Genomic DNA, 17,734 nt, shown 5'->3' with positions numbered 1-17,734 from the left:
CACCCGCGCCACCCTTGCTGGCGTCAGTCAGCGCAGCCAGTCCTCCTCGCCCCCAGGGCCCACCATGATCGGGTCGATTCCGTGTCCGGTCAGATGCCACGACTCATACTGTGGGTCCGGGCCGACCCAGAGCCCGGCGCCATCTTGGAAGTCGACGACCAACGCGCCGCTGTCGCGCACGTCGACCGAAGTGACCGACTGTCCGTAGAGCGCCAGGACAGGTGCGAGGCTCACTCCTGTGCCGGGGTCCAGCTCGTGCCACTCGCCGGCAGCGTCCCGGAGCAGGAACGGCGTCTCCAGCACCAGCTCGGCATCCAGCCGGTATCCCTCGTCCGGGTCGAGGGCACACAGGCTCAGCCGCACCTGCTGATCAAATGACGTGCGGTCCACCCGAGAGCCGATCAAGGCCACTGGAACCTTCACGCCACTTCCCCACATCCACGGCAAGCCGACAACCTGACGGCTCGACATCGTAGGTGCAGCCACGTTCCCCACGGCGTGCCCCCTGCGTGCCCGATCAGCAGGGTACGAGCGGGGAACCACGGGGAAGAGCCGACAGTTGAGGGCTCCCCCGCAGGTCACAGCCTCGCAGCTCAGCGGGCATCCGCATATGGCGTCTTCCAAACCAGCTACGCGGGTTCGATTCCCGTCGCCCGCTCTGTGCACGGCTCGGGCCCGGCCCGGTGATCACTCACCGGGCCGGGCCCGAGGTCGTTCTGCGGGGACGCCGCGCCGGGCACGGCCTCCCGGAAGGCGGTCGCCGAAGGTGATCACGGGAAACCGGTCGCGGGAGCCGGCGCCCCGGCGGTGGCCTCAGAAGCTGATCTGATTGATCGTCTCGGCTATCGAGTTCATGAATCTGTTGATCGACGGGGCCATGCCCGTCGAGGCGAGGAAGAAGCCGAAGAGGACCGCCACGATCGCGGGTCCGGCCTTGATGGAGCCGCCGCGGATCAGCACCACGAGGACGATCGCCAACAGAAGCACCACTGACAGTGAAATGGCCACAACTGATCACACCCTCGGTCGGTCCGCCTTGCCGGCCCGGGAGCGCACGGCCCAGCACACTCCCGCCTGCACCATCGTGCCACCAACCCCCCTGCCCCTGTTGCCCGGTGACGAACCGTCCTGGACAAGATCACGCCAACCCGCCCCGGACGGCGCACGGGAGGCGGCCGTACCGGCGGGGCCGGGCGAGTGAAATACGGGAAGGAATTCGACGTGATCGTTTCACTGTCCCCACACTTTGGTCACGAGAAATTCGAAGCCTCTCCGTGAGGTAATTCACCTCGACGAACAGCCCGGGCGATATGCCCTGTTTAAGCGGGATTAACTAGGGCATACAGGCCCGTTGGCGCCTGTGTCAGATTCGAATAGGGCAGGTGCCCCGCGTGTTTTACGAAATCGAATAGGCGCGGCTAGGGTGCCTTGAATGTTCCACGCTGCGCATGGATACGAGAGGGCTCCGGCACCCGAGGTCAAGGAGCCCGAGACCACCCCGACGAGCCGGGCGGCGACCGCTCTCGCCCCTGCCACGAGTGGCCTGAAGTCCGCTCCGCGGACGGCCCCCGGGGCCACCGGACGGGACGCCTACTTCGACAACGCGAAGTACCTGGCGATCGTGCTGGTGGCCGTGGCCCACGCCTGGGAGCCGGTGATGGAGGGCAGCAGGGCCACGCGTGCCCTGTACATGGTGATCTACACCTTCCACATGCCGGCCTTCATCCTCGTCTCCGGCTACTTCTCCCGGAGTTACCAGGGCAAACCGCATCAGCTCAGACGACTGCTCACCGGCATCGCGCTGCCGTACGTCGTCTTCGAGGTGGCCTACTCCCTCTTCGCCCGGTACGGGAACGACGACCCGTCCCAGCCGATCAGCCTGCTCGACCCGTACTACCTGACGTGGTTCCTGGCCGCGTTGTTCATCTGGCGGCTCACCACCCCGCTGTGGCGGATCGTGCGGTGGCCGCTGCCGATCGCGCTGGCCATCGGCGCACTGGCCACGCTCAGCCCGGACATCGGGGCGGACCTCAACCTCGCGCGCGTGCTGCAGTTCCTGCCGTTCTTCGTGCTGGGCCTGTGCCTGAAGCCGGAGCACTTCCGGATGCTGCGCCGGCGCGAGGTGCGGCTGCTGGCCGTTCCGGTCTTCGCCGTGGCGCTGGTGTTCGCGTACTGGGTGGCGCCCCGGGTCGATCTCGGCTGGTTCTACCGCTCCAGCAGCGTGCAGGACCTGGGCTGGCCGTGGTGGTCGGGGCTCGTGGTGATCATCGCGTTCTTCGGGTGCGCCGTGCTGCTGAGCGCCGCGTTCCTCGCGCTGGTGCCCGGCCGCCGGGCCTGGTTCACGGTGCTGGGCACCGGGACCATCAGCGGCTACCTGCTGCACGGTTTCGTCGTCAAGGCCGCCGACTACTCGGGGCTGTTCGAGAGCCAGAAGTGGCTCGGCGGCCCGGTCGGTCTGGTGGTGGTGACGGTCTTCGCGGCGGGCATGGTGACCCTGCTGTGCTCGCCGCCGGTGCGCCGGGCGCTGAAGTGCGTCACGGAGCCCGAGATGAAGTGGGCGTTCCGCCAGGACGCGGCGGAGGCGGGGCCGCGCCGGTAGCGGCCAGGAACGACCCGCCGGGGGGCCGGCGGCCGGCTCTCAGCCGGCCGCCGGCCCCTTTTCGGCTGTCAGGCCGAGCAGTTCGCGGGTCCTGGCGTACTTCTTCGTCAGTCTGTCCCGCGTCGCCTCGTCGAGCAGTGCCAGGCGCGCGGGGTCGGAGTTGTGGGCCAGGTCGGACTGTTTGACCAGCAGCGCGCCGGGCGTTGCCAGGATGCGCCGGGTGTACGTCTCCAGGTCCTCGCCCTCGCCCTTGGTGAGCGCGAGGACCATCTCCTTGACGGGCTGCGGCAGCGCTGCCTGTTGCAGCCATTCGCGGCTCAACACGTCGTCCTCCACCGCGTCGTGGAGCCAGCCGGCGGCGATCTGGTCCGGGCTCCCGCCCCGGGCGCGTACGCCCTCCGCGACGGCCGCGACGTGTTCCACGTAGGGCCGTCCGGCCTTGTCCCGCTGGGCGGCGTGGGCCTCGCGGGCGATGGCCTCGACCTCGGCCAGGGTCAGCATCTGCTCGGACATGGCACGACTGTACGCCGCGGCGGCGGACCCGGATCGGCCCACGGGACCGTCAAATAATCGTTTGGTAAACTAATTACTGACCTTTCCTTGACCATCTCTTGACGCAACGCGGCGTGCCCGGAGACCGTCGTGCTGCGCGATTCGAAGGGACTGAGCTCATCGGCCACGCAGACACGCTCATAGCCATGGGCGGCGCCTTCCTCGCCGCCGCCGTCCTCGCCCGCCTCGGCGGCCGTATCGGACTGCCGACCATCCCCCTGTTCATCCTGGCCGGCATCCTCCTCGGCCCCCACACTCCCGGGGTCGTCCTCGTCTCCGACCCGCACGATCTCGAGATGCTCTCCGCGCTCGGTCTCGTGCTGCTGCTCTTCTACCTCGGCCTGGAGTTCCATCTCGACGACCTCAAAGCGGGCGGTCGCAAGATGGTGCTGGCCGGATCGGCGTATCTGGCGCTGAACGTGGGGGCGGGGCTCGCCTTCGGCTTCGCACTCGGATGGGGAACCTCGGAGGCGCTGGTGCTCGCAGGCGTCATCGGCATCTCGTCCTCGGCCATCGTGACCAAGGTCCTCGTCGATCTCGGCCGGCTGGGCAACAGCGAGACCAGGCCGATCCTCGGGATCATCGTCGTCGACGACATCTTCCTGGCCCTCTACCTGGCAGCGCTCCAGCCCATCCTGTCCGGCGCGGACAGTCCGGCCGCGGCGCTCATGGACGGAGGGAAGGCCTTCGGCTTCCTGCTGCTGCTCGCGCTGGCCGCGCGCTTCGGCACCCGTGTCGTGGGCCGCCTGATCGACACCCGTGACGACGAGTTGCTCGTCATCTCGTTCCTCGGCGCGGCCGTCTTCGTGGCCGGCGTCTCCGACTGGTTCGGCGTCGCGGACGCCATCGGCGCGTTCATGGTCGGTCTGATGCTCGGCAGCACCACGTCGGGCGAGCGCATCCGCAAGCTGGTCCATCCGCTGCGCGACGCCTTCGGCGCGATCTTCTTCTTCGCGTTCGGTCTGTCCATCGACCCGGGCGACCTGCCGGTCGTCCTGTGGCCGGTCCTCGCGGCCGTCGCCGTGACCGTCCTGATGAACGTGGCCTCCGGTCTGATCACCGCGCGGCTCCACCGCTTCGACACCCTGCAGGCCGCCAACATCTCCACCACCCTGCTCGCCCGGGGGGAGTTCGCCCTGATCCTCGCGACGATGGCGGCGGGCGCCGGACTGGACGACCGGCTCTCGCCGTTCATCGCCGGTTACGTGCTGATCCTCGCGGTCCTCGCGCCGCTCGCGGTGGGTAGGTCGTACTGGCTGGCCAGGATCCTGCCGGGCCGGAGCGGAGGCGGGGAAGGGGGAACGGGCGGCCCGGCCGCCCTCACGCCTGACGGCACAGCAGCAGCAGTGCCCGATCGTCGTTGACGTCCTTGGCGACGGCTTCGATCAGGTGCCAGGCGGCGCCCTCGAAGCCGGCCGCCACATAACGGTCCGCCTCCCCGGTGAGCCGGTCGATGCCCTCTGCGATGTCCCGCCCCGAGGCCTCCACCAGACCGTCGGTGAACAGCATCAGCACGTCGCCGGGGCGCAGGGAGCCCTTGACCGGGTCGAACTGGGCGGCGTCGTAGACCCCGAGGAGCGGGCCCTCCGCGGCCATCTCCTCCCAGCGGCCGCTGCCGGCGTGGAGCTGGAGCGCGGGCAGATGTCCCGCTGACAGCAACTCGTAGTCCCCGGAGTCGAGGTCGAGCACAAGGTGGATGGACGTGGCGAAGCCCTCCTCCCAGTCCTGCCGCAGCAGATAGCCGTTGGCCGCGGGGAGGAAGCCGTGCGGCGGCAGCGAGCCCAGCAGTCCGCCGAACGCCCCGGACAGCAACAGGGCCCGTGACGCCGCGTCCATCCCCTTGCCGGACACGTCCGTGAGAACGACCTCCAGGGTGCGGCCGCCGTTCGTGCGGGCGGCGACCACGAAGTCGCCGGAGAACGACTGGCCGCCGGCCGGGCGCAGCGCCATCTCCTGGTGCCAGCCCTTCGGCAGCCGCGGCAGGGCGCTCTGTACCCGGATGCGTTCGCGCAGGTCGAAGAGCATGGTGCCGCCGCGTCGCCACGGCACGCCGACCCTGGCCCGGAACTGGGCGATGAGCAGGCCGAACATGCCGCACGCCGCCACGACCAGGACTGTGCCGGGGGTGACCCTGGCCGGTCCGTCCGTGTACGGACCGAGCGCTATGGACTCCACGATGAGGGCCGCGGCGGCGGCCGCGTAGAGGCCGAGCAGACTGGCCGGCCGCAGCAACAGGCCGCCCGCCACGATGGGCAGGGCGAGCGCCACCGGTGAACACCACACGGGCGCGGCGATCGTGCCCCAGGTGATCGCGGGGATCGTCAGCAGCAGTCCGGCCAGGGCGAGCCGGTCGGAGCCGTCACCGCGGAAGTAGTCGACCCCGGACTTGCGCAGCGCGATACGCGCCCGGTGCACCGCCTTCCGCAACCGGGCCGTCGACGAGTCTGCTGCAGAGCCGCGGGCCATTGCCGTGGACCCTATCCACCCGCCGCCTCCGCGTGCAGGGGGACCCCTACGACATTGCGTTCGAAATCGGGTCGCGGCGGGCCCCGTACGCCTGGTAGGGATGGCATATGACGACAGATCCGAGGGTGCTGCGACAGTCGGAGTGGGACCGGTGGTACCGGAGTCTGGAGCTCGCTTTCGGCGGCGTCGCGGAGACCCGGCCGGAGCGCGAACTCTGGGCCGACCTGACGGAGACCGAACGCTCCATCGGCGTCTGGGACGGCGAGGACTGCGTCGGCACCGCGGGGGCGTTCACCTTCTCCGTGTCCACCCCGGGCGGCACGTTCGTGCCCGCGGCCGGCGTGACGATGGTCAGCGTGGCGGCGACCCACCGGCGGCGCGGGATCCTCACCTCGATGATGCGGCGCCAGCTCGACGACGTCCGCTCCTGGGGCGAGCCGCTCGCCGTGCTCACCGCCTCCGAGCCGGAGATCTACGGCCGGTTCGGCTACGGCGTCGCCACCCACCAGATGTCCGTCGAGATCGACAGCTCGCGGGTGCGGATCGTGGCACCGCCCGGTGCCGACGACGTCCGGCTCCGTTTCGTGTCCGTCGCCGAGGGCGCCGAGGCGTGCGAGGAGGTGTACCGGCGCACGATCGGCACACGGCCCGGGATGCTCGCGCGCACGCCGGGCTGGGAACGGCTGCCGCTGCTGGACCCGCCGAGCGAGCGGGAGGGCGCGTCCCCGATGCAGTGCGTCCTCGCGGAACGGGACGGTCGGGTCGTCGGATACGCCCGCTTCCACAACAAGCCGGAGTGGTCGGCGGCCGGCCCCGAGGGCTCCATCTCGGTGCGGCACCTCGACGCACTGGACCCGGTCGCGTACGCGGCGCTGTGGCGGTTCCTGTGCGGCATCGACCTGACGACGACCGTACGGTCCCGCAACCGTCCCGTGGACGACCCGCTGCTCCAACTGGTCACCGACATCCGCCGCTGCGGCGTGCGGGTACGGGACTCGCTGCACGTCCGGCTGGTCGACGTGGGGGCCGCGCTGGAGGCCCGGCGCTACACCGCGCCGGTCGACGTGGTGTTCGACGTCGAGGACGCGTTCTGCCCCTGGAACACCGGCCGTTGGCGGCTGACGGGCGACTCGAAGGGCGCGTCGTGCGAGCGGACCAGGGACGCGGCGGACCTGGCGCTGTCCGTACGGGAGTTGGGAGCGGCGTATCTGGGCGGCGTCACGCTGTCGGCGCTGGCCGGGGCCGGGCGGGTCCGGGAGACGCGGGAAGGGGCGCTGGCGGAGGCGTCGGTCGCGTTCGGCTCCGACCTCGCGCCGTGGCTGCCGCACGGGTTCTGACCGGGACGGCCCCCTTGCCCCGTACGGCTCCGGGGGGAAGGCCGCCGGTTCAGGCAGCGGCCGGCTGACAGGCCGGGCACCAGAAGAGGTTGCGGGCCGAGAGCGCCGCCGTGCGGATCCGCGTGTCGCAGACGAGGCACGGCATGTTCGTCCGGCGGTACACGTAGACCTCTCCGCCGTGGTCGTCCACACGCGGCGGGCGGCCCATCGCCTCCGGAGTGTGCTCCGGCCGGACGGTGTCGATGCGGTTGTTGCGGACGCCCTCTCGCATCAGGGCGGCCAGGTCCTCCCAGATCGCGTCCCACTGGCGGCGCGTGAGGTCCTTGCCCGCCCGGTAGGGGTCGATGCCGTGGCGGAAGAGGACCTCGGCGCGGTAGACGTTGCCGACGCCCGCGATGATCTTCTGGTCCATCAGCAGCGCGGCGATCGTCGTGCGGGAGCGGGAGATCCGCGCCCACGCCCGGTCCGGGTCGTCGGACGGCCGCAGCGGGTCGGGGCCGAGCCGGTCGTGTATCGCCCGCTTCTCGGGGCCGGTGATCAGCGCGCAGGTGGTCGGGCCGCGCAGGTCCGCGTAGTGCTCCTCGTTCGAGACGCGCAGGCGGACCGTGTCGGTGGCCGGCGGCGCGGGGGCCGGGCCGAAGCCGAGCTTGCCGAACAGGCCGAGGTGGATGTGGACCCAGCCGATGTCCTCGAAACCGAGGAACAGATGCTTGCCGTGCGCGTCGGCGCCGTCGAGCACCCGGCCGTCGAGGAGCGCGGCACTGTCGGAGAACTTGCCCTGGGGACTGCTGACACGAACGTTCCACCCCGCGAAGCGGTGGAGGTAGTCCTCCGCGAGGCGGTGGATCGTGTGCCCCTCGGGCATGGGGTCGTTCCTCCTGGACGGCATGACCGTGCCGCCGGGACGGACCCGGCGGCACATGGATGCGGATGCGAGGCGGGGCTCAGCCCTGCTGCGGGTGGTGGGCCGGGATCGGGGGGAGCTCGCCGGTGGTCTCGTACGCGGAGAGCATCTCGATCCGGCGGGTGTGACGTTCCTCACCCGAGTACGGGGTACCGAGGAAGATCTCGACGAACTTCGTCGACTCCTCGAGGGTGTGCATCCGCCCGCCGATCGCCACGACGTTGGCGTTGTTGTGCTCACGGCCGAGAGCGGCGGTCTGCTCGCTCCAGGCGAGCGCGGCACGCACGCCCTTGACCTTGTTGGCGGCGATCTGCTCGCCGTTGCCCGAGCCGCCGATCACGATGCCGAGGCTGCCCTCGTCCGCGGCCGTCCGCTCCGCGGCACGCAGGCAGAACGGCGGGTAGTCGTCCTGGGCGTCGTAGATGTGGGGACCGCAGTCCACGGGCTCGTGGCCATGGGCCTTGAGCCACTCGACGAGGTGGTTCTTGAGTTCGAAGCCGGCATGGTCCGAGCCGAGGTACACGCGCATGGTTCGAGTGTGGCATGCGGGGCAGGCGCAGTCCGGCGCGGGGCCGGGCTCGGGGCGCGCCGGAGTGACGAGTGCAACGAAACGGAATCGACTCTTCCGTACTCGCACGTACTGGGTTCTAATTCCGAAGTTCGTAACCCGAGCGGCACCAAGACATAAGGATTCGTCCATGACGTCGCAGTCGACCCTCACAAAGGAAGGCGACCTGCCCGGCACCCCGGGACAGTCACCTTCCCCCGACGGTCTCAAGGCCGGCCTCAAGAACCGCCACCTTTCCATGATCGCCATCGGCGGTGTGATCGGCGCCGGCCTGTTCGTCGGATCCAGCTCCGGCATAGCCGCGGCCGGTCCGGCGATCCTGCTGTCGTACGCGCTCGTGGGCATGCTGGTCGTCTTCGTGATGCGGATGCTGGGCGAGATGGCCGCCGCGAGCCCCAACTCCGGGTCCTTCTCCGCGTACGCCGACCGCGCGCTCGGGCGCTGGGCGGGCTTCTCCATCGGCTGGCTCTACTGGTTCTTCTGGGTCGTCGTGCTCGCCGTGGAGGCCACGGCCGGCGCCGAGATCCTGGAAGGCTGGATGCCGGCGGTGCCGCAGTGGGGATGGGCGCTGATCGTCATGGTCGTGCTGACGGCCACCAACCTGGTCTCCGTCTCCTCCTACGGCGAGTTCGAGTTCTGGTTCGCCGGCATCAAGGTCGTCGCCATCGGCGCGTTCGTGATCGTCGGTCTGCTCGCCGTCTTCGGTGTGCTGCCGGGCTCCGACAACCCGGGTGCGGGTCTGGCCCATCTGACCGACGCCGGCGGCTTCATGCCGAACGGCGCCGGCGCGATCCTCGCCGGTGTACTGCTGGTCGTCTTCTCCTTCATGGGCAGCGAGATCGTCACCCTGGCGGCCGGCGAGTCGGAGAACCCGCGGCGCGCGGTCACCAAGGCCACCAACTCGGTGATCTGGCGTGTCGGTTTCTTCTACCTCGGCTCGATCTTCGTCGTCCTGACGCTGCTGCCGTGGAACGACAAGTCGATCGAGGAGAAGGGGTCGTACGTCGCCGCCCTGGACTCCATCGGCATCGCCAACGCCGGCCAGATCATGAACGTGATCATCCTGACGGCGGTCCTCTCGTGCCTCAACTCGGGCCTCTACACCGCTTCGCGCATGGCCTTCTCGCTCGGTGAGCGCGGTGACGCCCCCAAGGCGTTCGCCAAGGTCAATGCCAAGGGCGTGCCGACGGCGGCCATCCTGGCCTCGGTGGTCTTCGGCTTCGTCGCCGTGTACTTCAACTACGCCTACAAGGACACGGTCTTCCTGTTCCTGCTCAACTCGTCCGGCGCCGTGGCCCTGTTCGTCTGGCTGGTGATCTGCTTCACCCAGCTGCGGATGCGCGGCATCCTGCTGCGCGAGGCGCCCACGAGGCTGACGGTGAAGATGTGGCTCTTCCCGTACCTCACCTGGGCGACCGCCGCGATGATCACCTTCGTGCTCGGCTACATGGTCGTCGACGAGGCCAACCGGCAGGTCGCGCTGCTGTCGATCGCCGTCGCCGCGGTGGTGGTCGCGATCGCCGTGACCCGCGAGAAGTTCTTCCCGCGCCCCGCCGCCGCGACCGTCCCCGCCCCTCGTGACGAAGAGGTGGAGCCGGTCTCCGGAGTCTGATCACCGGAGTCCGTGAGGAGGACCCGGCCGCACAGGTCGGGCGATCCGGGAGGCTCTCCGTGACGTCCCGCAAGGGACGAACGGGGGGCCTCCCTCTGTTCGTCCCGCCCCGCACCACGAAGGCTACGGCGGCGGACCCGCCGCTCCCGCGTTGCCCGTACCGGGGAACGCGAAAGGCCCGCCGGTCCCAGGGTCGTAGTGAGATGCGGCGGGCCTCTCCCGCGGACAGGGGCGGCCGTGCGTCAGCCGCGGCGGCCGATGAGCTTCCAGGTGGTGGGCAGCGCGCCCATCGCGAGGGCCGCCTTCAGCGCGTCACCGATCAGGAACGGCACCAGGCCGGCCGCGACCGCCTCGCCGAAGGACATGCCGGTGGCCAGCGCCAGGTAGGGGACGCCCACCGCGTAGATGATCGCCGAGCCGGCCGCCATCGTGCCCGCCATGCGCAGCACGGAACGGTCGGCGCCGCGACGGGCGAAGTGGCCGACGACGGCCGCGGCGAGCAGCATGCCGAGGATGTAGCCGAAGGACGGCATCGCATATCCGGACGTCGCCTGGGCGAACCACGGAATGCCCGCCATGCCGGCCACCGCGTACAGGGCCAGGGAGAGGAAGCCGCGGCGGGCGCCCAGCGCGGTGCCCACCAGGAGGGCCGCGAACGTCTGGCCGGACACGGGGACCGGGGAGCCGGGGACCGGAACGGCTATCTGCGCGGCGATGCCGGTGAGCGCGGCGCCGCCGACGACGAGGGTGATGTCCCGGACGCGGGACGCGGGAAGCAGGTCGGCGAGGACGAGCCCCGGTCGGACGGGGGCGGCAGCAGTGCTCATCGGGACTCCGCGAGGGTGAGGGCAGTTCGGGACAGGGTGACCGTAGCCCACGGAGAATCACTCGATCACCAGCAGCCGCCCACAAAGCGGCCGTTGACCGCTTGGTGGGATTCACACAAAGAAGCCCGATCATGCGGACGATTCAGTGATGCTCGTCACTGAGGTCCGGGGCATGGGCGTCCGTTTTGCACACGAGGCATCACCTCGGGAAGACTGTAGGGACCCCATAACTCGTACCGAGTGATCCGAGAGTTCTCCAGCAGATGCACGACGCTCCGCCCGCACCCCTGGCCACAGAGGCCGAACCCCTCAGCCACGGGCTCAAGCAGCGCCATCTGACGATGCTCGGCCTCGGCGGGGTGATCGGCGCAGGGCTCTTCGTGGGCTCGGGCGCGGGCATCGCCCTCGCCGGCCCCGGCATCGTGCTCTCCTATCTGATCGCGGGCGCCCTCGCGATGCTGGTGATGCGGATGCTCGGTGAGATGTCCTCCGCGATGCCCGCCTCCGGTTCCTTCTCCGTGCACGCGGAACGCGCGCTGGGACGCTGGGCCGGCTTCAGTGTCGGCTGGCTGTACTGGTTCCTGCTGGTGGTGGTGCTCGCCGCGGAGGCGACGGCCGCGGCGGCGATCGCCCACGGCTGGGCACCCGCCGTCCCCCAGTGGGGCTGGGTGCTGGTGTTCATGGTGGTCTTCACCGCCGCCAACCTGGCGGCGGTGAAGAACTTCGGCGAGTTCGAGTTCTGGTTCGCCGCGCTCAAGGTCGGCGCGATCGTGCTCTTCCTGGCACTCGGCACGCTGGCGGTCTTCGGGCTGCTCCCGGACACCGACCCGGTCGGCCTCACCCGGCTCACCGGCGAGGGCGGTTTCCTGCCGAACGGCTGGTCCGGTGTGATCTCCGGCGTACTCGCCGTCGTCTTCGCCTTCGGCGGTCTCGAGGTCGTCACGATCGCCGCCGCGGAGACCGACGACCCGGCCCGCGCGGTGGGACGCGCCGTGCGCAGCGCGGTGGTCCGCATCCTCTTCTTCTATGTGGGCTCGATGGCCGTCATCGTGACCGTCATGCCCTGGACGGCGCAGAAGGCGGGCCTCAGCCCCTACGTCTCCGTTCTCGACTCGATCGGTGTGCCGAGCGCCGGACGGATCATGGAGATCGTCGTCTTCGTGGCACTGCTGTCCGCGCTCAACGCCAATCTGTACGGGGCCTCGCGGATGGTGTTCTCGCTCGCGGAGCGCGGCGAGGCGCCGAAGGGGCTGTTGAAGGTCGGCCTGGGCGGTGTGCCGCGCAGGGCGGTGCTCGCTTCCGTGGTGTTCGGCTTCGTGTCCGTGCTGCTCAATCTGAAGTGGCCGGAATCGGTCTTCCTCTACATGCTCAACTCGGTCGGCGCGGTACTGCTGTTCGTGTGGGCGCTGATCGCGGTGTCGCAGTTGCGGCTGCGCCGGCGCCTCGAACGCGAGGCGCCGGCGAGTCTGACCCTGCGCATGTGGGGCTTCCCCTGGCTCACCTGGGTGGCGCTCGCCGCGATGGCGGCCGTGCTGGGGCTGATGCTCACCGACGACACCGCCCGCCCGCAGGTGTTGTGGTCGGGCGGAGCGACCGCCGGTGTACTGCTGGTTTCGGCCGTCCGGGAACTGCGCGAACGACGTCGCTGAAGTGCGGGGTTCGCGTGTGCGGTTGTTGACGTTCCGTGAAGGTCGTGACCGTATAGCGGACATCTGTTCCCTGTGAGCGGCGACCGTGCCCACACTGGGCCGCTCCCCCGTCTCAGCTCATGAACAGGGCACGCCCATGTCTCGGACCACCGCGCCCGCGCCCGTCGACCAGCCGGCCGACGCCACGCTCACGCACGGCCTCAAACAACGCCACCTGTCGATGATCGCCCTCGGCGGTGTCATCGGCGCCGGGCTCTTCGTCGGCTCCGGAGCCGGCATCGCCGCGGCAGGACCGTCGATCGTCGTCGCGTACGCCCTCTCCGGACTGCTGGTCATGCTCGTGATGCGCATGCTGGGCGAGATGTCGGCGGCCAACCCGGCCTCCGGCTCCTTCTCGGTGCACGCCGAGCGGGCCATCGGGCCGTGGGCCGGCTTCACCGCCGGCTGGGCGTTCTGGTTCCTGCTGTGCGTGGCCGTCGGCCTGGAGGCCATCGGCGCCGCGGGCATCATGACGGGCTGGTTCCCCGGGACGCCCGAGTGGGCCTGGGTGGCGCTGTTCATGCTGGTGTTCTGCGGCACGAACCTGGCGGCGGTGAAGAACTTCGGCGAGTTCGAGTTCTGGTTCGCCGCGCTCAAGGTCGGCGCGATCGTGCTCTTCCTGGGCATCGGCGTCCTCGCGATCGCCGGCGTCCTGCCGGGCACCGAAGCTCCCGGCACCGCCAACCTCACCGGTGACGGCGGCTTCATGCCGAACGGCACAGAGGGCCTGATCGTCGGCCTCCTCGCCTCCGTCTTCGCGTACGGCGGTCTGGAGACGGTCACCATCGCCGCCGCCGAGTCCGAGCACCCGGTGCAGGGCGTCGCCAAGGCCGTGCGCACCGCGATGTGGCGGATCGCCGTCTTCTACATCGGTTCGATGGCGGTCATCGTCACGCTGGTGCCGTGGCACGAGAAGGCGGTGGCGGAGAAGGGGCCGTACGTCGCGACCCTGGACCACCTGGGCATCGACGGCGCGGGCCAGATCATGAACGTGGTCGTGCTGATCGCCCTGCTCTCCGCGATGAACGCCAACATCTACGGCGCCTCGCGGATGGCGTGTTCGCTGGTCGCCCGCCGCCAGGGGCCGACGGCGCTGGGCCGGATCTCCGGCGGCGTGCCGCGTACCGCCGTGCTCGTCTCCTCCGTGTTCGGCTTCCTGTGCGTGCTGCTGTCGTACTGGCGGCCGGACGACATCTTCATGTGGCTGCTCAACACGATCGGCGCGATCATCCTGGTCGTCTGGTTCTTCATCGCCGTCTCGCAGTTGGTGCTGCGCCGGCGCACCGAGCGCGAGGCACCGGAGAAGCTGGTCGTGAAGATGTGGCTGTTCCCCGGCCTCACGCTGCTCGCCCTGGCCGGCATGGCGACCGTCTTCGCGCTGATGCTGCGCGAGGAGGAGACCCGGATGCAGCTGCTCGGCACCGGTGTTCTCACGCTGGTCCTCGCCCTCGTCGGGTTCGTGCTGCAGAAGAAGCGTGAGTCCCGCCCGGCCGCACCGGCCGGCATCGAGCACTGAGCGGCGGCGCACGCCGGCATCCGGACAGCACAGTGCCCCCGCGCGTCATGCACGCGCGGGGGCACTGTGCTGTCCGGCGGGCGGCTGCCACCGGGACGCGGGAGGCGGTTCAGTCGAAGATCGGGCCCTGGGTCCGCGTGCGCTTGATCTCGTAGAACCCGGGGATCGACGCGACCATGAGCGTGCCGTCCCACAGCCGGGCCGCTTCCTCGCCCTTGGGGGCAGGGGTGACGACCGGCCCGAAGAAGGCGATCTGCTCGCCGTCGGAGCCCGGCACCGCGATGACCGGCGTGCCGACTTCCTGGCCGACCTTCTCGATGCCTTCCTTGTGGGAGGCGCGCAGCTGGGCGTCGTACGTGCCCTTGTCCGCGAAGTCGGCGAGGGAGGTGGGCAGACCGACGTCCTTGAGCGCCGCGACGACGGCTTCCCGGACGGGGCCCATGCCCTCGTTGTGGAAGCGGGTGCCGAGGGCGGTGTAGAGCTTGCCGACCACCTCGTCGCCGTGCTCCTGCTGGGCGGCGACAACGACGCGCACCGGGCCCCACGCCTTGTTCTCCAGCATGTCCCGGTACTCCTCGGGAAGCTCGTCGAGCTTGTCCTCGTTGAGCACGGCGAGGCTCATCACATGCCATCGCACCTCTACGTCACGGACCTTCTCCACCTCGAGCATCCAGCGGGAGGTCATCCAGGCCCAGGGGCACAGCGGGTCGAACCAGAAGTCCACGGGCGTCTTGCCGTTGTGCGACATATCACTCCTCGGAAGGGATCGGCGCCCTGCGCGCCTCTCCGGGCAACGCCGCCGATGGCTCCGCCGATTCCCATGGGAGGATCGCTCGTGTTCGAACGAGACACGAAGGAGTGCTTGTGCCCGGTGAGAATCTGTCCCGCGACGAGGCCCGCTCCCGGGCCGGACTGCTGTCCGTCGACGGGTACGAGGTGGCCCTCGACGTGCGGTCCGCGGTTGGGGAGCCCCAGGACGCCTCAGGGCCGCGCACCTTCAGGTCCGTGACCACGATCCGGTTCCGGACGAACGAGCCGGGTGCTTCGACCTTCGTCGACCTGATCGCCCCGTCGGTGACGGCAGTCACTCTCAACGGGCGTGAGCTGGACCCGGCCGCCGTCTTCGACGGCTCCCGCATCACGCTGGACGGCCTGGCGGCGGAGAACGTCCTCGTCGTCGACGCGCAGTGCGCGTACAGCCGCACCGGCGAGGGACTGCACCGCTTCGTCGACCCCGAGGACGGCGAGGTCTACCTCTACACCCAGTACGAGCCGGCCGACGCGCGCCGGGTCTTCGCCGGCTTCGAACAGCCCGACCTCAAGGCGCCGTTCACGTTCGAGGTGTCCGCCCCCGAGGGCTGGACGGTGTGGAGCAACCGCGAGGGCGCCCGCGCCGAGGACGGGACCTGGCGGTTCGCCGCGACGGCGCCGATCTCGACGTACATCACGGCGATCGTCGCCGGGCCGTACCACTACGAGACCGATCTGTACGAGCGTGAACTGGCCGACGGCACGGTTCTGCGGATCCCGCTGGGCGCGATGTGCCGCAAGGGACTCGCCAAGCACTTCGACGCGGACGACATCTTCCTCGTCACCAAGCAGGGCCTGGACTTCTTCCACGAGCACTTCGACTACCCGTACCCGTTCGGGAAGTACGACCAGGCGTTCGTGCCCGAGTACAACATCGGGGCCATGGAGAACCCGGGATGCGTGACCTTCCGCGAGGAGTTCGTCTTCCGGGGCAAGGTGACACAGGCGTCGTACGAGCGCCGGGCCAACGTCATCCTGCACGAGATGGCGCACATGTGGTTCGGCGACCTCGTCACCATGCAGTGGTGGGACGACCTGTGGCTCAAGGAGTCCTTCGCGGACTTCATGGGCTCCTTCTCGATGGTGGAGGCGACCCGCTTCACGAACGGCTGGGTCACCTTCGCCAACAACCGCAAGGCATGGGCGTACCGCGCCGACCAGCTGCCGTCGACGCACCCGATCACCGCGGACATCCGTGACCTGGAGGACGCCAAGCTCAACTTCGACGGCATCACGTACGCCAAGGGCGCGTCCGTGCTCAAGCAGCTCGTCGCGTACGTGGGGCGGGACGCGTTCCTCGAAGGTGCGCGGCGCTACTTCAAGCGGCACGCGTACGGGAACACCCGGCTCGGCGACCTGCTGTCCGTGCTGGAGGAGACGTCCGGGCGTGACATGAAGGACTGGTCCCGGTCCTGGCTCGAGACCTCTGGTGTCAACGCGCTGACGCCGGAGGTGACGTACGACGCCGACGGGCGCGTCACCGAGCTGGCGATCACCCAGGACGGTGACACGCTCCGGCCGCACCGGGTGGCCGTGGGCCTCTACCGGATCGAGGACTCGGAGCTCGTGCGGTACGCGCAGGCCGGGGTGGACGTCACCGGTGCGCGCACGGTGGTGCCCGAACTGGCGGGCGAGGAGCGGCCCGGACTGGTCCTGGTCAACGACGAGGACCTCACCTACTGCAAGATCCGCTTCGACGAGCGGTCCCTCGAGACCCTGCGGTCCTCGCTCGGCGACATCAAGGACCCGCTGGCACGGGCACTGTGCTGGTCCGCGCTGTGGAACCTCACCCGCGACGCGCTGATGCCGGCGCGGGACTTCGTCCGCCTGGTGCTGACGTTCGCCGGGCGCGAGTCCGACATCGGCGTCCTCCAGATGCTGCACGCGTGGACGCGGTCCGCCCTGGTCCACTACGTGGCCCCCGACTGGCGCGCGGAGGGCGGCCGGCTGGCCGCGGAAGGAGCGCTGCGGGAACTGCGGGCCGCCGAGCCGGGCAGCCAGCACCAGCTGACCTGGGCGCGGTTCTTCGCCTCGGTCGCCTCGTCCGAGGAGGACCTCCGGCTGCTGGGCGGTCTGCTGGACGACACGACGAGGATCGACGGACTGGACGTCGACCAGGAGCTGCGCTGGTCGTTCCTGGAGCCGCTGGCCACGCACGGCGCCACCGACGAGTCCGCGATCGCGGCGGAACTGGCGCGCGACGACACGGCCTCGGGCAAGCGGCACGAGGTGCGCTGCCTGGCGTCCCGGCCGTCGGCCGCGGTCAAGGACCAGGCGTGGGTGACGGTCGTCGAGTCGGACAAGCTGTCCAACGCGCTCGTCGAGGCGACGATCGCGGGCTTCGTGCAGCCGTCGCAGCGTGAACTGATCGCCCCCTACACCGAGAAGTACTTCGAGGCGATCGAGCGGCTGTGGTCCGAGCGGTCGATCCAGATCGGGATGGACGTGGTGCGGGGCCTGTACCCGTCCCTCCAGGACTCCCGGGCAACGCTCGACGCGACCGACGAGTGGCTGGCCGCGCACGGGTCGGCGGCGCCGGCGCTGCGTCGTCTGGTCGCCGAGTCCCGCGACGACCTGGCGCGGGCACTGCGGGCGCAGGAGCGCGACGGGGCGTGACGGCGGGGCGGGCGGTGGGGGCGGGGTCCGCCCCCACCGCCCGCCCTTCCCGAAACCGGGGCAAGCCCCGGACCCCGCCGCGCGCCGTGTCCCGGGGACGCTGCCCCTGGACCCCCGCGCCTCGATCGCCGGCGGGGCCGGTTGTGCCCTCGGCCGCCGCCGGCAAGGCCGATCGCGCGGAGCGAGACGGGCCGACCCGGCACCTGCCACGGCCGCCGGGCCACAGGGGCTTGAGGACA

The 17,734-nt window shown here is 70.1% G+C and carries 15 protein-coding genes and 1 tRNA gene; 8 read left to right on the top strand and 8 right to left on the bottom strand.

All coding sequences use genetic code 11. The features are described from left to right. Positions 1-27 precede the first annotated feature (27 nt). Positions 28-423 (bottom strand): DUF6188 family protein, encoded by a 396-nt coding sequence (locus tag SPRI_RS24285; RefSeq protein WP_106428456.1) that lies wholly within the window; start codon positions 421-423, stop codon positions 28-30. A 173-nt stretch (positions 424-596) separates the two neighbouring features. On the opposite strand from SPRI_RS24285, the gene SPRI_RS38550 reads away from it, so the two are divergent. Beyond that, positions 597-658: transfer RNA gene (locus SPRI_RS38550), tRNA-Gly, on the top strand. A gap of 155 nt (positions 659-813) precedes the next feature. Here SPRI_RS38550 and SPRI_RS24280 read toward each other — a convergent pair. After that, the gene (locus SPRI_RS24280; RefSeq protein ID WP_005317603.1) at positions 814-1,008 is read right to left on the bottom strand and encodes a hypothetical protein; all 195 of its coding nucleotides are present in this window, start codon (positions 1,006-1,008) and stop codon (positions 814-816) included. 424 nt (positions 1,009-1,432) lie between these two features. Between SPRI_RS24280 and SPRI_RS24275 the strand changes: the two genes are divergently transcribed. Further along, complete coding sequence (locus SPRI_RS24275; RefSeq protein ID WP_005317573.1) at positions 1,433-2,599, top strand: acyltransferase family protein; 1,167 nt, start codon at positions 1,433-1,435, stop codon at positions 2,597-2,599. Between the two features lie 39 nt (positions 2,600-2,638). Here the strand turns inward: SPRI_RS24275 and SPRI_RS24270 are convergent, their stop codons facing one another. Then, entirely contained in the window at positions 2,639-3,112 is a 474-nt protein-coding gene (locus tag SPRI_RS24270; RefSeq protein WP_053557308.1) for an HD domain-containing protein, read from the bottom strand. 185 nt (positions 3,113-3,297) lie between these two features. Between SPRI_RS24270 and SPRI_RS24265 the strand changes: the two genes are divergently transcribed. Then, a complete protein-coding gene (locus SPRI_RS24265) occupies positions 3,298-4,515 on the top strand; it encodes a cation:proton antiporter (RefSeq protein ID WP_050791561.1) in 1,218 nt (405 codons plus the stop codon). On the opposite strand, the gene SPRI_RS24260 is transcribed toward SPRI_RS24265, so the two are convergent. Beyond that, positions 4,472-5,617, bottom strand: a complete 1,146-nt coding sequence (locus SPRI_RS24260) for a PP2C family protein-serine/threonine phosphatase (protein ID WP_005317568.1) — start codon at positions 5,615-5,617, stop codon at positions 4,472-4,474. The genes SPRI_RS24265 and SPRI_RS24260 overlap by 44 nt on opposite strands. 107 nt (positions 5,618-5,724) lie before the next feature. On the opposite strand from SPRI_RS24260, the gene SPRI_RS24255 reads away from it, so the two are divergent. After that, complete coding sequence (locus tag SPRI_RS24255; RefSeq protein ID WP_005317566.1) at positions 5,725-6,954, top strand: GNAT family N-acetyltransferase; 1,230 nt, start codon at positions 5,725-5,727, stop codon at positions 6,952-6,954. Positions 6,955-7,003: 49 nt separating this feature from the next. On the opposite strand, the gene SPRI_RS24250 is transcribed toward SPRI_RS24255, so the two are convergent. Both SPRI_RS24250 and SPRI_RS24245 read right to left on the bottom strand, forming a co-directional pair. Then, entirely contained in the window at positions 7,004-7,819 is an 816-nt protein-coding gene (locus SPRI_RS24250; RefSeq protein ID WP_005317564.1) for an Fpg/Nei family DNA glycosylase, read from the bottom strand. Between the two features lie 79 nt (positions 7,820-7,898). Then, on the bottom strand, positions 7,899-8,387 hold the full coding sequence (locus SPRI_RS24245; protein WP_005317563.1) for a ribose-5-phosphate isomerase: 489 nt from the start codon (positions 8,385-8,387) through the stop codon (positions 7,899-7,901). Positions 8,388-8,556: 169 nt separating this feature from the next. Here SPRI_RS24245 and SPRI_RS24240 point away from each other — a divergent pair, with 169 nt between their 5' ends. Beyond that, positions 8,557-10,038 carry an amino acid permease gene (locus SPRI_RS24240; RefSeq protein ID WP_005317561.1) on the top strand — a complete coding sequence of 494 codons (1,482 nt, stop codon included), beginning with the start codon at positions 8,557-8,559 and terminating at the stop codon, positions 10,036-10,038. Between the two features lie 242 nt (positions 10,039-10,280). Here SPRI_RS24240 and SPRI_RS24235 read toward each other — a convergent pair whose 3' ends face one another. Then, positions 10,281-10,865 carry a biotin transporter BioY gene (locus SPRI_RS24235; RefSeq protein WP_037774640.1) on the bottom strand — a complete coding sequence of 195 codons (585 nt, stop codon included), beginning with the start codon at positions 10,863-10,865 and terminating at the stop codon, positions 10,281-10,283. 263 nt (positions 10,866-11,128) lie between these two features. On the opposite strand from SPRI_RS24235, the gene SPRI_RS24230 reads away from it, so the two are divergent. Further along, a complete protein-coding gene (locus SPRI_RS24230; protein ID WP_005317555.1) occupies positions 11,129-12,514 on the top strand; it encodes an amino acid permease in 1,386 nt (461 codons plus the stop codon). Between the two features lie 136 nt (positions 12,515-12,650). Continuing rightward, on the top strand, positions 12,651-14,069 hold the full coding sequence (locus SPRI_RS24225) for an amino acid permease (RefSeq protein ID WP_005317552.1): 1,419 nt from the start codon (positions 12,651-12,653) through the stop codon (positions 14,067-14,069). 109 nt (positions 14,070-14,178) lie between these two features. On the opposite strand, the gene SPRI_RS24220 is transcribed toward SPRI_RS24225, so the two are convergent. Continuing rightward, positions 14,179-14,817, bottom strand: a complete 639-nt coding sequence (locus SPRI_RS24220; RefSeq protein WP_005317549.1) for a mycothiol-dependent nitroreductase Rv2466c family protein — start codon at positions 14,815-14,817, stop codon at positions 14,179-14,181. 116 nt (positions 14,818-14,933) lie between these two features. On the opposite strand from SPRI_RS24220, the gene pepN reads away from it, so the two are divergent. Continuing rightward, positions 14,934-17,495 carry an aminopeptidase N gene (gene pepN / locus SPRI_RS24215; RefSeq protein WP_182327651.1) on the top strand — a complete coding sequence of 854 codons (2,562 nt, stop codon included), beginning with the start codon at positions 14,934-14,936 and terminating at the stop codon, positions 17,493-17,495. Positions 17,496-17,734: the final 239 nt, after the last annotated feature.

Source organism: Streptomyces pristinaespiralis, from assembly GCF_001278075.1.
Taxonomy (GTDB): domain Bacteria; phylum Actinomycetota; class Actinomycetes; order Streptomycetales; family Streptomycetaceae; genus Streptomyces; species Streptomyces pristinaespiralis.
Note: the sequence above shows the minus strand (reverse complement) of the source record. Positions and strands in the feature narration are given on the sequence as shown.